The sequence below is a fragment of the Bordetella parapertussis genome, from assembly GCF_020735925.1.
Classification (GTDB): domain Bacteria; phylum Pseudomonadota; class Gammaproteobacteria; order Burkholderiales; family Burkholderiaceae_B; genus Bordetella; species Bordetella pertussis.
This window is the reverse complement of sequence record NZ_CP085971.1, coordinates 3,962,298-3,974,824: the sequence shown is the minus strand read 5'-3', so window position 1 is coordinate 3,974,824 and position 12,527 is coordinate 3,962,298. Positions and strand designations below refer to the sequence as shown.

General features: G+C 67.7%; 11 protein-coding genes and 1 pseudogene. 4 read left to right on the top strand and 8 right to left on the bottom strand.

The annotated features are described in order from the left end of the window. Positions 1-58 precede the first annotated feature (58 nt). A pseudogene (locus LK409_RS18725) lies at positions 59-649 on the top strand (cysteine dioxygenase). A 35-nt stretch (positions 650-684) separates the two neighbouring features. On the opposite strand, the gene LK409_RS18720 reads toward LK409_RS18725, so the two are convergent. From LK409_RS18720 to LK409_RS18695, 6 genes are all read right to left on the bottom strand, one after another. Next, a complete protein-coding gene (locus LK409_RS18720) occupies positions 685-2,013 on the bottom strand; it encodes an amidase (RefSeq protein ID WP_010929389.1) in 1,329 nt (442 codons plus the stop codon). Between the two features lie 74 nt (positions 2,014-2,087). Continuing rightward, positions 2,088-3,233 (bottom strand): ABC transporter substrate-binding protein, encoded by a 1,146-nt coding sequence (locus LK409_RS18715; RefSeq protein WP_003815289.1) that lies wholly within the window; start codon positions 3,231-3,233, stop codon positions 2,088-2,090. 60 nt (positions 3,234-3,293) lie between these two features. Further along, positions 3,294-4,007, bottom strand: coding sequence for an ABC transporter ATP-binding protein (locus LK409_RS18710; protein WP_003815288.1), 714 nt, complete (start codon positions 4,005-4,007; stop codon positions 3,294-3,296). Further along, positions 4,000-4,764: an ABC transporter ATP-binding protein gene (locus tag LK409_RS18705; protein WP_010929388.1), complete on the bottom strand. Its 765-nt coding sequence runs from the start codon at positions 4,762-4,764 to the stop codon at positions 4,000-4,002. Before LK409_RS18705 ends, LK409_RS18710 begins: the two co-directional genes overlap by 8 nt. A gap of 2 nt (positions 4,765-4,766) precedes the next feature. Then, on the bottom strand, positions 4,767-5,675 hold the full coding sequence (locus LK409_RS18700; RefSeq protein ID WP_010929387.1) for a branched-chain amino acid ABC transporter permease: 909 nt from the start codon (positions 5,673-5,675) through the stop codon (positions 4,767-4,769). Between the two features lie 28 nt (positions 5,676-5,703). Continuing rightward, positions 5,704-6,576, bottom strand: a complete 873-nt coding sequence (locus tag LK409_RS18695; protein ID WP_010929386.1) for a branched-chain amino acid ABC transporter permease — start codon at positions 6,574-6,576, stop codon at positions 5,704-5,706. A gap of 127 nt (positions 6,577-6,703) precedes the next feature. On the opposite strand from LK409_RS18695, the gene LK409_RS18690 reads away from it, so the two are divergent. Next, a complete protein-coding gene (locus LK409_RS18690) occupies positions 6,704-7,750 on the top strand; it encodes a LacI family DNA-binding transcriptional regulator (RefSeq protein ID WP_003815283.1) in 1,047 nt (348 codons plus the stop codon). Between the two features lie 132 nt (positions 7,751-7,882). On the opposite strand, the gene LK409_RS18685 is transcribed toward LK409_RS18690, so the two are convergent. Together LK409_RS18685 and panB are read right to left on the bottom strand one after the other, a co-directional pair. Then, positions 7,883-8,992, bottom strand: coding sequence for a porin (locus LK409_RS18685; protein WP_033461101.1), 1,110 nt, complete (start codon positions 8,990-8,992; stop codon positions 7,883-7,885). 513 nt (positions 8,993-9,505) lie between these two features. Beyond that, positions 9,506-10,342, bottom strand: a complete 837-nt coding sequence (gene panB / locus LK409_RS18680; protein ID WP_003815281.1) for a 3-methyl-2-oxobutanoate hydroxymethyltransferase — start codon at positions 10,340-10,342, stop codon at positions 9,506-9,508. Between the two features lie 126 nt (positions 10,343-10,468). Here panB and LK409_RS18675 point away from each other — a divergent pair, with 126 nt between their 5' ends. Together LK409_RS18675 and LK409_RS18670 are read left to right on the top strand one after the other, a co-directional pair. Next, entirely contained in the window at positions 10,469-11,380 is a 912-nt protein-coding gene (locus tag LK409_RS18675; protein ID WP_041937461.1) for a LysR family transcriptional regulator, read from the top strand. Positions 11,381-11,514: 134 nt separating this feature from the next. Continuing rightward, on the top strand, positions 11,515-12,501 hold the full coding sequence (locus LK409_RS18670; RefSeq protein WP_010929384.1) for a Bug family tripartite tricarboxylate transporter substrate binding protein: 987 nt from the start codon (positions 11,515-11,517) through the stop codon (positions 12,499-12,501). Positions 12,502-12,527: the final 26 nt, after the last annotated feature.

The window sequence follows — 12,527 nt, the reverse complement described above, 5'->3', positions numbered from 1 at the left end:
GGCATGATGACGCCGCATGGGCGATGTGCTCGAATGAAGGGACCGACAGGAGGGGGTCATGTCCGAGAGATTGCTCAATACCGTGGTGGCGCTGGGCCAGCTGGTCGAACGCACCGGCCTGCAGGAGGCCGCCATCCTGGCGCAGGCGCGGCAGCTGATCGCCGGCCTGGTGGCCCATGACGACTGGCTGCCCGACGAAATGGCGCAGCCGCATCCCGAGTACTACCGGCAGTATCTGCTGTACGGCGACCCGCGTGACCGCTACTCGCTGGTCAGTTTCGTGTGGGGGCCGGGCCAGAAGACGCCGGTGCATGACCACACGGTATAGGGCGTCATCGGCATGCTGCGAGGCGCCGAGACCGACCAGCCGTTTCGGCGCGCCGCCGACGGCCGGCTGGCGCCGGAGGGCCCGGGCAAGGTGCTGCGCTCCGGCGACGTGGCCTGTGTGTCGCCGTCGATCGGCGATATCCACCAGGTCAGCAATGCCTACGACGACCGGGTGTCGATCAGCATCCACTTGTACGGCGGCAATATCGGCCGCATACGGCGCAGCGTCTACGACCCGCAAACCGGGGCGAGCAAGGCGTTCGTGTCGGGCTATTCGAACGCCATGACGCCCAATCTCTGGGCCGCGCCCAACGCCGGCTGAGCAGCACGGCGTTGCGGGCTGGCGGCCGCCGCGCTTCAGGCGGCGTCTTCGAGCGCCTGGCCGAACTGGTACAGCACGGCCTCGTCCAGATGCCGGCCGATCAACTGCATGCTGATGGGCAGCCCCTGGCTGTCGGCGCCGAACGGCACCGACAGGCTGGGGTGGCCGGACAGATTGGTCGGCGCGGTCAGGCGGGTCAACAGCCAGGTGGTGGAGTACTCCTGGCCATCGAGCGCGGTGGTGCGCTGGTCGCGCAGCGGGGCGGTGAGGCCGCAGGTGGGGCATAGCAGCACATCGACCTGTGCCAGCGTCTCGTCGAAGGCCCGGCGCGCCACGGCGCGCATCGCCATGGCCTGCAGGTAATCGACCGCCAGCACGTCGGCGCCGGTCAGCAGGCGCGCGCGCACTTCGTCCTGGTACGGCGCATTGGTCGTCAGCGCCCGCAGGTGGCGCGCATAGGCTTCGGTCTTGAGCACCAGTTGCTGGGCTTCGTAGATGGCCTGCACCTGGGCGATTTCGATGGGCACCACCTGCGCGCCCGCCTGGCGGAAGGCTTCCTGCGCCTGTTCCAGCGCCTGGCGCACCGGCGCATCCAGATAGTCGAGGTAGAAACCGGTGGCCAGGCCCACGGTGCGGCCACGCACGGATTGGCCGGCCAGGCGCGCGTAGCTGTGCGCCGGCTGGCCGGCGAGCGCGTCCAGCAGCACGGCGTTGTCGCGCACGGTGGCGCTCATCGGGCCGATGTGATCGAGCGTCTGGCTCAGGTCGAAGGCGCCGGCGCGCGGCAGCAGGTCATAGGTGGGCTTGAGGCCCACCACGCCGCACAGCGCGGCGGGCAGGCGGATGGAGGCGCTGGTGTCGGTGCCCAGGGCGGCGGCGCACAGCCCGGCCCCCAGCGCCGCGGCCGAGCCGCTGCTGGAGCCGCCCGTCATGCGGGCCGGGTCGCGCGGGTTGCATGCCGCGCCGAAGTACGAGCGATCGCCGGTGGGGCCGTAGGCGAACTCGTGGGTGTTGGTCTTGCCCACGATGATGGCGCCCTCGGCGCGCAGCCGGGCGACGACCTGCGCGTCGCGTTCGGCGCTCGCCTGGTTCGCGTACTGCTGCGAGCCCATGGTGGTGCGCATGCCGGCGACGTCGATCAAGTCTTTGACGGCCACGGGGATGCCATGCAGCGCGCCCACCGGGGCGCCGCCGGCGAAGGCGGCGTCGGCGTTCGCGGCCTGCCGCATGACGGTTTCAGGGTCGACGCTGATGAAACTGTTCAGCGGCGAGGCGGCTATCCGGTCCAGCAGGTCGCGCAGGGTGGCGGAAGGGGTGGTCTGGCGCGTGCGGTAGGCAGACGCGAGGGCAGCAATGGTCAGCATTTTGATGAAAGACGGGTAAGGCGCAAGGCAAGGCGTGGACAGCGTCCGCCGGCGAAGCCGGCGGACGCCGCGGTTTACTGCAGCGGTTCGATCTTGCCGTTGTTGAAGCGGGCCAGGCGGATCGAGCCGTCGTTCTGGTTCTTCTTATCGAAGCGCACCGGCCCCAGCAGGGTCTCGAAGCCTTGCAGCTGGGCCAGCCCGGCCTGGATCTGCTCGGGCTTGGTGCCGCCGCCCTTGCGCGCGGCTTCCACCACGGTGTAGACGGCTTCGTATGAACCGGCGTCGAACGCGCCGGGCAGGCTGTTGTAGCGTGCCTGGTAGGCGGTCTCGAACTGCTTGGAGCGCGCGTCGCTCAGGCCCGGCAGCCAGGTGGTGGGGAACACGGCGCCCTCGGCCGCGGCGCCAGCCAGCTCCTGGAACTTGGGCACGCCCTGGCCCTCGTTGACGATGAGCTGCGTCTTCAGCCCCAGTTCGCGGATCTGGCGCGCGATGATCGAGCCTTCCGTGTAGTAGCCGTGCACGAACAGCACGTCGGGCGCGCGGTCGCGGATGTTGGTCAGCTGGGCCTTGAAGTCGGTCTCGCCGCGGTTGTATTCCTCGTAGGCCACGACTTCGGCGCCCAGTTCCCGGGCGCGGTCGGCGGCCGCCTTGGTGGGCGGCTTGCCGTAGTCGGAGTTCTCGGCCAGGAAGGCCACCTTGCGCGCGTTCTTGTTCTGCACATAGTGCTCGATCGCCTTGGTATCGAGCTGGTTGTCGGTAATCTTGATGCGCCAGGTGTACTGGAAGCCCTGCTCGGTGATGGTGGGCGAGCCGGCCATGCCATTGACCAGCGGCACCTTGTATTTCTCGTTTTCCTTCGAGAAGGCGATGGTGACCAGGCTGGCAGCCGAGCCGACGATGGCGTCGACCTTGCGCTGGGTGATCAGCTTCTTGGCGGCGTTGATGCCGGTGGCCGGGTCGCTCTTGTCGTCTTCGCCGTGCACTTCGAGCGGTACGCCGTTGAAGCCGCCGGCCTTGTTGATTTCCTCGACGGCCAGGCGGGTGCCCTTGTTGTGGGCGTCGCCGTACGAGGCGGCCGGGCCGGTCACGGATTCGATGATGCCGATGCGCAGCGGCGTGGCGCCGGCCGCGGCCTGTTCTTCCTTCTGGCCGCAACCGGCCAGGGCGACGGTCGCCGCGATCGACGCGACGGCCAGGGTGCGGGGAGCGAATGCAATCATGATGTCTCTCTAGTCGGGAGGGGGGGATGCCGTGCATCGGCGAAAGTGGCGTGGCGCGTATCAGCCGTCCATGCCGAGATAGGTCTTGCGCACGAGGTCGCTGTGCAGCAGGGCTTGGGTATCGTCCGAGCCGACGATCTGGCCGGTCTCCAGCAGGTAGCCGCGCTGGGCCGTCTGCAGCGCCAGCGTGACGTTCTGCTCGACCAGCAGGATGGTGGCGCCGGCGGCGTGGATCTCGCGCAGCTTGTCCATCAGTTCGGCCACCACCAGCGGCGCCAGGCCCAGCGACGGTTCGTCCAGCAGCAGCAGCTTGGGGCGGCCCATCAGCGCCCGGCCGATCGCCACCATCTGCTGCTCGCCGCCGCTCATGGTGCCGGCCTTCTGCCGGTAGCGCTCCTTCAGGCGGGGGAACTGCGCCAGGATGCGTTCGATGTCCTGCTGGATTTCGTGGTGGGTGGAGCGGCGCGCCCGCGCGCCGATGACCAGGTTCTCGGCCACCGTGAATTCGGGGAACACGCGCCGTCCCTCCGGGACGATGCTGATGCCCTTGCGGATGATGGCGTCGGGCGCCTGGCGGTCGATGCGCTCGCCCATGAATTCGATGGCGCCGCCGCGTATCGGCTGCAGGCCGAGGATGGACTTGAGCAGGGTGCTCTTGCCCGCGCCGTTGGCGCCCAGCAGGGTGACGAACTCGCCGGCGGCGACGTCCAGGCTGCACTGCTTGAGCGCCTGCACGCGGCCGTAATAGGTGTCGATGCGGTCGATCTTAAGCATGCTGCGCTCCCGCGCCCAGATAGGCGGCTATCACTTTTTCGTCGCGCTGCACCTCCTGCGGCGTGCCGTCGGCGATCTTGTGTCCGTATTCCAGCACCACGATGTGCTCGCACAGGCCCATGACCAGCTTGATGTCGTGTTCGATGAGCACGATGGTGTAGCCCAGCTCGTGCAGCTTGAGGATCAGCTTGCGCAGGGCGATGCGCTCCTGCAGGTTCAGGCCCGCGGCCGGTTCGTCCAGCAGCAGGATCCTGGGGTCGGTGGCCAGCGCGCGCGCGATGTCCAGCTGGCGCTGTTCGCTGTAGGGCAGGTTGGAGGCCAGTTCGTCGGCCTTGCCTGCCAGCCCGACGTACGACAGCAGCTCGATCGCCCGTTCGCGGGTGGCGCGGCGTTCGGCGCGCTCGCCCGGGGTGCGCAGGATGGAGGCCAGCACCCCGGCGCGGGTGCGGTCCTGGCGGCCGATCATCACGTTCTCGGCCAGTGTCAGGTCGGGGAACACCATGATGTTCTGGAACGTGCGCGCCACGCCCAGGCGGTTGATCTGATGCAGCTTCAGGCGGCTGATTTCCTTGCCGTCGAAGCGGATCGAGCCCGCGGTCGGCGTGTAGATGCCGCTGACCACGTTGAACAGCGAGGTCTTGCCCGCGCCGTTGGGGCCGATCAGGCCATGGATGACATTGGCCTGCATGGTGAACGATACGTCGGAGAGCGCCTGGACGCCGCCGAACGAAAGGGTCACGTTGTTGACGGAAAGCATGCTTACCTCGCGCGCAGGGATTTGAGCTTGTTGGGCAGATCCACCAGTCCTTTGGGCAGGAACAGGATCACCAGCGCCAGCAGCAGGCCGTAGACCAGGATGTTGTATTGGCCGAATTCCTGGGCGTACTCCTCGATGATGGTCAGCGCGAAGGCGCCGATCACCGAGCCGTAGATGTTGCCGATGCCGCCCACGAAGGTCATGATCAGGAACAGCACGGAGACGTGGATGCCCAGCCTGTCCGGGTCGATGAAGCCGTCGTAGTGCACGAACAGGGTGCCGGCGAACGCCGCGAACAGGGTGCTGATGGTGAATGACAGCACCTTGTAGCGGAACACCGGGATGCCCAGCGACTGGGCGGCCAGTTCGTTGTTGGCGATGGCTTGCAGGGCGTCGCCGGTGCGCGAGTCGATGACCCGGCGCAGGATGACGAAGCCGGCGAACATGCACAGCAGCACGTAGTAGTAGTAGCCCAGGTCGCTGGTGAGCGACCAGCCGAAGAAATCCGGCGCGGGCACGGCCGTCAACCCGGAAGGGCCGCCGGTGATCGTGCTGTTCTTGATGATGACCTGCACGATGACCGCGACGGCGATGCTGGCCAGCGCCAGGTAGTGGCCGCTGGTGCGCAGCACCAGCACGCCGACTGCGGCCGTGGCGACCGGCACCGATACCAGGTAGGGCACGCCGGCCTTGGCCATCATGCCCGACAGATAGGCGGCCAGCCCGAAGAAGGCGGCGTGCCCCAGCGAGATCTGGCCGGTGTAGCCGGCGAACAGCGTCAGGCCCATGACTACGATGGCGTAGGTGGCCGCCCGCACGCCCAGGTGGGTGATGAACGGGTCGTTGAGCAGGGCCGGCAATGCGATGAGGACCAGCGCGCAAAGCGCGGTTCCATATTTGCGACGAAACATGATGCGGTGTCCTTCTGGCTTGGTCTGCTTAGACTTTCTTGATCTGCTTCTTGCCCAGGATGCCGTTGGGCTTGACCAGGATGATGAGCAGCAGGATCGAGAACGAGACCAGATCCTTGTAGGCGGAGTTGATCAACAGCGTGCCGAACTGCTCGATGACGCCCAGCATGATTCCGCCCAGCACCGCGCCCGAGAGCAGGCCCAGCCCGCCCAGCAGCGCGGCGGTGAAGCCCTTGAGCATGATCAGGTTGCCCATGTCGAACGACAGCACCGCTATCGGCGCGTAGACGATGCCGGCTGCAGCGCCCAGCGCCGAGCACAGCGCCACGGTGAAGTTGTTGATGCGTGAAACGTTGATGCCCATCATGCGCGCGGTGGTCTTGTCCTGCGCGACCGCCCGCACCGACAGGCCCAGCGGCGTGCGGGTGAACAGCAGGTACAGCAGCAGCATGATGAGCAGCGTCATGCCGATGACGATCAGGTACTGGTCGCTGATGCGCACCGAGCCGATCGAGGCCGCATGTTCGCTCAGCGGCGGAAAGCGGTACGCGGACGAGCCGAAGACCAGTTGCGCGGCGCTGCGCAGCAGGATGAACAGCGCCACGGTCATCATGAACAGCGAGAGCTGGTTGCTGTTTTCCAGCCGCCGCATGAACACCCGTTCGAGGAACGAGCCGAACACCAGCGCCGAGGCGATGGCCAGCGGAAAGGCCAGCCACATCGACAGCCCCAGGTCCACGTGGAAGACGTAGCCCAGGAATGCCCCCACCATGAAGATTTCGCCTTGCGCGAAGTTGATGATGTCCATGCCCCGGAACACCAGCGTGATCGCCAGGGCGATCATGGCATAGGTGCTGCCCACGGACAGGCCGTAGATCAGTTGCTGCAGAAAATGGTTCATACGGATCTCTACCCAAACGTTTGGGTAGCAACTGTAGGGGCGCGCGCGGCCGCTGGCAATTTAGTATTTACCCGAACGTTTGGGTAAAACGGGAATGTTGCTATGATGCGCGCAAAAGGAAGGCCACATGAAAGGTAAGCAGTCTCCGGTCACTTTGCGTTCGCTGGCGCAGCAGCTGAAGGTGCATGTGTCGACCGTCTCGCGCGTGCTCAATGGCACCGACGACGACGCGCGCAACGCCGCCGCGCCCGAGACGGTCGAGCGCATCCGCGAACTGGCGCAGCAGCTCAATTACCGACCCAATCCGCACGCCATCGGCCTGCGTACCCAGAAAACGCGCACGGTCAGCGTACTGGTGCCGCAGCTGTCCGACCTGGTCGTGGCCACGATCTACGAGGGTATCGACGCGGCGGCCGCCGACTCGCGCTACCTGACGTTCGTGGCCAATACCGGCGACGCGCCGCCGCGCCAGCGGCAATTGGGCGAGATGGCGCTGGATCGCCGGGTCGAGGGGCTGATCTTCGCCGATGCGCGCCGCGACGATACCCGGTTCCTGGACGAAATCGCCCGGCGCGGCGTGCCCATGGTGCTGGTCAGCCGCCATCTCGGCACGCATTGCGCCGTGACCTGCGACGACGTGGCCGGCGGCCGCATGGCGGCCGAACATCTGCTGGCGCTGGGCCATCGCGACATCGCCGTGCTGGCCGGCGAGCAGTACGCCAGCACCGGCTGCGACCGCAGCGCGGGGTTCATCGCCTATTGCCGCGAGCAAGGGGTGGATATCCCGGCCAAATGGATACTGCATGGGCCGTTCGATACCCGCGCCGGCCGGCTGGCCGGCGAGAAACTGTTTCGCAGCGCCCGCAAGCCCTCGGCGGTGTTCGCGGTCAACGACTTCCTGGCCATCGGCCTGATGGGCGCGGTGCGCGATCGCGGCCTGCGCGCGGGGCACGATGTGGCCATCGTGGGCTTCAACGACACGCCGCTGGCCGCGGAACTGCCGATCAGCCTGACCACGATCCGCTCGCCCATGCACGCCATGGGCTACCGCAGCATGGAGCTGCTGCTCGAGCGTATCAAGGGGGGGCGCCCGGCGTCCGAGCGGCTGGCGCCGCAGCTGATGGTGCGGGCCAGCACCTGTCCGCGCCCTGGCGAGCCCAGCGGGCTCGCCTAGCGGGGCAGGGCGGGCGGCAGCGGGTCCAGGCCGTCGCGGATGGATAACGGAGAGGAAAAACCACCCGCTAGGACGCTGGACTCGCATGCCTCGCAGGGCCGGCCCCGGGGGGGCGGCCCATCATGCAACGGCTCAGAAGCGGTGGCGCAGGCCCACGGCCACGGCGGTGTTGCGCACTTCGTCATGGAACGCGTAGTTGTCGCCGTAGGCGGCATAGGCGTACAGGTTGGTGCGCTTGCTCAGGTCGTAGGTGGCGCCCAGGGCGAAGATGTTGTAGGTCTTGTCGCCGCCGGTCAGCTTGTCGTTCTTCGGATCGGCGCGCTGCCACGAGCCGAATACCTTGGTTTTGCCCAGCGGCACGGTCGCGCCCAGCATCAGGGAATCGACCTTGGCTCCGTCCTTGTAGGCCAGCGAAGGCAGCTTGCTGTAGCCGGCGAAGCTGGGGTTGGTGCCCATCGAGTAGCCGGAGAACCAGCCGTCGAACGTCTGGCCCCAGGCCGCGTGCAGCTTGACGACCTCGAAATCGTACATGCCGCCCAGGGCGTATTCCTGCACGCTTTGCGATTCGCCGTTGGCGGCGGCGTGGTTGGGGCTGAGGCGGTCGTAGGTGGCGACCAGGGTCAGCGGGCCGGAAGCGTACTTCGCGCCGGCGGTCACGACGCGCGGATTGTCGCTGGTGCTGAAGTTGTCGCCCTTGGTGGTGTCGGCGTTGAACGAATAGCCCAGCCCGAACCGGAAGCCGCTGAAGTCGGGCGACTGGTACATCACCATGTTGTCCAGGCGCAGCGACTTGGCCGAGCCGAACGTGCTGCCGATGCCGGCCATGCCGTAGTCGGTGCCGAACGGGCTGATGTCGCCCAGGTACTTGGACGCCATATTGGTCTGGCGGCCGAACTCCAGCTTGCCCCAGGCACTGCTGGACAGGCCGACGGTGGCCTGGCGGCCGAACAGGCGGCCGCTTTGTTCGGAGTTGCCGGTCTGGTTGTTGAAGCCGGCCTCGAGGGTGAACACGGCCTGCAGGCCGTCACCCAGGTCTTCGGCGCCTTTCAGGCCCCAACGCGAGCCGCTGCTGACGCCGCTGGTCGCGCCGACATGGCTTTGCTTGAAGCCGTTGGGTCCCTTGACCTGTTCATAGCCGATGCCCGAGTCGATCAGGCCATACAGCGTGACGCTGGTGGCGGCGGCTTGCGCCGTGCCCGCGAATCCGCTGGCCAGGGCGACGGCAAGCAAGGTTTTCTTCATTGTGATGCTCCCAAATTTCTGCAGAAGGTCCGACATACGTCCTGCACGGTTCGTGCTGGAACGTGGACCCGGCGAAGTCTAGGGGCGCCATATGTGCCGGAGTGTTACACGGCGCGCGAATTGACATTTCCATGCACTGAGGCAATGCGTGCGTGGTGCTGTCATATTGCCTTGCTATCGCGGGCGCGCCGCGCCTGCGCGTAGCACGCGGGATGGCGCCATGGGCGCGGCGCGGGGCAGCCCCGTGGCCGGGTTTGCCCGTGGCGAAAACCCTACGGCGCGCGGGAGCGGGTTTGCAGGATCCGCGCACATCATTGGCAATTGTTGACAATCATGGCACGGCATAGCGGCTATGCTCGGCCCATCTATAGCAAGGGATTGAGCAATGACCGATCAACCTCCCGCCACGCCTCCCGTCAGGCCGCAGCGCTGGCCGTTTGGCCGTGCGCAGGAGTCCGAGCGGCCCGAGGAGCCGGCCAGCCGCGTGGCGGCGGCCGCTTCCTGTGCCCGGTTTCAGGCCGGGCGGCCGTCGGGCGCCGGCATGCCGGTGCAGTGTTCCGGCGCCGGGAACGTGCGCGCGCGGACCTCGCTGGCGTAGGCCGCGGCGGCCTGTTCGATGATGGGGCCCAGCTGCGCGTAGCGCTTGACAAAGCGCGGCGTGAAATCCGAGAACAGGCCCAGCACGTCGTCCGACACCAGGATCTGTCCGCCGCAGGCGGGCGAGGCGCCGATGCCGATGGTGGGAACGGGCAAGGCCTCGGTGATGGCGCGCGCCACGGGTTCCAGCGTGCCTTCGATGACCACCGTAAAGGCGCCCGCCGCGGCGATGGCCTGTGCGTCGGCCATGACCTGCTCGGCCTCGGCGCCGCGGCCGACGGTACGGAAGCCGCCATGGCCGTGCACCGATTGGGGCTTGAGCCCGACGTGGCCCATCACGGGAATGCCGCGCTCGACCAGGAACGCCACGGTCGAGGCCATTTCCGCGCCGCCCTCCAGCTTGACGCAGCTTGCGCCGGTCTCGGCCATGATGCGGGCGGCGTTGCGATAGGCCTGGCGCTCGTCTTCCTGGTAGCTGCCGAACGGCATGTCCACCGCCACGCAGGCACGCTGCGAACCGCGCATCACGGCGCGGCCGTGCTGGATCATCATGTCCACGGTAACCGGCAGGGTGGTTTCCATGCCGTAGATGACCATGCCCAGCGAGTCGCCCACCAGCAGCAGGTCGCAGTGCGCATCCAGCAGGCCGGCGATGGGAGCCGTGTAGGCGGTCAGCGCCACGATGGGCTCGTCCGGCGTGCGCATGCGCAATTGGCGGGTGGTGATGCGTTTGGCGGCGGTGGGCACGCTCATGATGTCTCCGTAAGGGGTTGACGCGCGCGTCGCATGCTACAAGAGCACTCTGCTGCGCGATGGCCCGGCATGGTGCCGGATCAGAAGCCGATTGTATCGGCGCAGCGACTTGTGCGGCGGTTTTCCATGTCCGACCTGAAACTCTTCGAAGACCTGATCGCGTTGGCGCAGACCGGCAGCTTCGTGCGCGCGGCCGAGTTGCGCCACGTCACGCATCCGGCCTTCGGGCGGCGCATCCGCGCGCTGGAGACCTGGGCCGGCGCGCCGCTGGTCGAGCGCGGCCGCACGCCGGTCGTGCTGACGGCGCAGGGCGAAGCCTTGCTGCAGGCGGCCGGCCAGGTCGTCGAGCAGGTCGATCGGGTGCGCGAACAGCTGCGCAGCGCTGGCCGCCAGGAAGAGCGCATCTTGCGCATCGGCACCGGCCGCAGCCTGGCGCGTACCCTGGTGGCCGACTGGATAGCGCGGCTGCGCCAGCGCCCCGCGCGCCTGCTGGGCGACGGCGCGCAGGTGGAACTGTCCACCGGCGTGATGCAGGAGATGGCGGCGTTGCTGGAGCAGGGCCGTGTCGACCTGGTGTGCTGCTATGAGCATCTGGCGCTGTCGGTGCAATTGACGCCGGGACGGTTTCGCTACATGACCCTGGGCATCGACAAACTGGTGCCGGTATGCCAGGCCGACGCGCGCGGCCGCCCGCGCCATGCCCTGAGCGAAGGCGGGCCGGCAGCGCCGCTGATCACGTATTCGGGCGGACTGGCCATGGCGCGCATCGCCGGCGACCGGCTCGAAACCTTTCCCTATGCGCTGGCGCCGTTCGTGCGCTGCGACTCCCTCGATGCCGCGCACGGCATGGCGCAGAAGGGGCTGGGCATCGCCTGGCTGCCGTGGTCGATGGTGGCCGGGGATTGCCGGCGCGGCGCGCTGGCCGCGCTGGGCGGACGGGCCGAGGAAATCGCTTTCGAGGTGCGCCTGTACCGGCCGCGTACCCGCCTGTCGGCGCTGGCCGAGGCGGTCTGGGAGTGCACCCAGCGCGGCCGCTAGCCCGGCAAACCGTATTGGCACGGCGATGTGCCGGTTCGGCACATCGGCCGATATGCCGGCCCCGCAGAATGATGGCGCGCAGTCATTCATAACAAGCGGCGGGCCACGGTCTGTCGATACCTCGAGGGAAAAACATGAAATCGCATGCATTGCGCGGCGCGCTGGCCGCCCTGTGTATCGGCGCGGCCCTGGCCGCGCCCCTGCCGGCGGCTGCCGCCGGCTATCCGGACCGTCCCATCTCGCTGATCGTCGGCTATCCGGCCGGAGGCAGCGTCGACCTGACCGCCCGCCTGTTCGGCGAGGCGCTGGCGCGCCAGACCGGCCAGAGCGTGGTGGTCGAGAATGTCGGCGGCGCCGGCGGCACCATCGGCGCGCAACGCGTGGCGCGCGCCCAGGCCGACGGCTACACCCTCCTGCTGGGCTCGACCAACGAGATGGTGATCGCCGGCATGATCAACAAGGCGGTCAAGTACGACGGCGCCGAGGATTTCACCGCGTTGGGCGTGATTGCCTCGCAGCCCATGCTGCTGGCCGCCTCGAAGAGCGCCGGCGTGAAAAATGCCGCCGAGTACCTGCACAAGCTGCGCGGCGTGGCGCCCGGTTCGTTCAACTATGGTTCGTCCGGCGTGGGTACCGCGCTGCACCTGGCCGGCGAAATGGTCAACCAGTCGACGCAGACCCGCGCCGAGCACGTGCCGTACCGCGGCGTGGCGCCGCTGGTCACCGACCTGATGAGCGGCCAGCTCGATTACGGCGTGCTGGTGCTGTCCTCCGGGCTGCCGCAGGTGCGTTCGGACAAGGTCGTGGCGTTGGGCGTGACCGAGAAGAAGCGTTCGCCGGCCGCGCCCGATATCCCCGCGCTGGCCGAGACCCCGGGTTTCGAGGGCGTGGACATCAGCGTCTGGTTCGCCCTCTACGGGCCGGCCGATTTGCCGGCGCCGGTGGCCGAAGCATTGCGCGCGTCCCTGGCCGACGTGCTGAAGTCGGAGGAATTCCGCCGCAAGGTGCAGGAAGCCGGCGGCGAACTCGCCCAGCCCGGCCTGGATCCGGTGCAGTTCCAGCAGGCCGAGACCCGCAAGTACGGCGCCCTGGTGCAGGCCGCCAGGATCGAAGCCCAATAATCCAACCGTTTATTTCGCAGCCGCCG

Coding starts and splice junctions, on each gene's coding strand:
- LK409_RS18720 (WP_010929389.1), bottom strand. CDS start 2,013: ATGCTGACCATTGCTGCCCTCGCGTCTGCCTACCGCACGCGCCAGACC.
- LK409_RS18715 (WP_003815289.1), bottom strand. CDS start 3,233: ATGATTGCATTCGCTCCCCGCACCCTGGCCGTCGCGTCGATCGCGGCG.
- LK409_RS18710 (WP_003815288.1), bottom strand. CDS start 4,007: ATGCTTAAGATCGACCGCATCGACACCTATTACGGCCGCGTGCAGGCG.
- LK409_RS18705 (WP_010929388.1), bottom strand. CDS start 4,764: ATGCTTTCCGTCAACAACGTGACCCTTTCGTTCGGCGGCGTCCAGGCG.
- LK409_RS18700 (WP_010929387.1), bottom strand. CDS start 5,675: ATGTTTCGTCGCAAATATGGAACCGCGCTTTGCGCGCTGGTCCTCATC.
- LK409_RS18695 (WP_010929386.1), bottom strand. CDS start 6,576: ATGAACCATTTTCTGCAGCAACTGATCTACGGCCTGTCCGTGGGCAGC.
- LK409_RS18690 (WP_003815283.1), top strand. CDS start 6,704: ATGAAAGGTAAGCAGTCTCCGGTCACTTTGCGTTCGCTGGCGCAGCAG.
- LK409_RS18685 (WP_033461101.1), bottom strand. CDS start 8,992: ATGAAGAAAACCTTGCTTGCCGTCGCCCTGGCCAGCGGATTCGCGGGC.
- panB (WP_003815281.1), bottom strand. CDS start 10,342: ATGAGCGTGCCCACCGCCGCCAAACGCATCACCACCCGCCAATTGCGC.
- LK409_RS18675 (WP_041937461.1), top strand. CDS start 10,469: ATGTCCGACCTGAAACTCTTCGAAGACCTGATCGCGTTGGCGCAGACC.
- LK409_RS18670 (WP_010929384.1), top strand. CDS start 11,515: ATGAAATCGCATGCATTGCGCGGCGCGCTGGCCGCCCTGTGTATCGGC.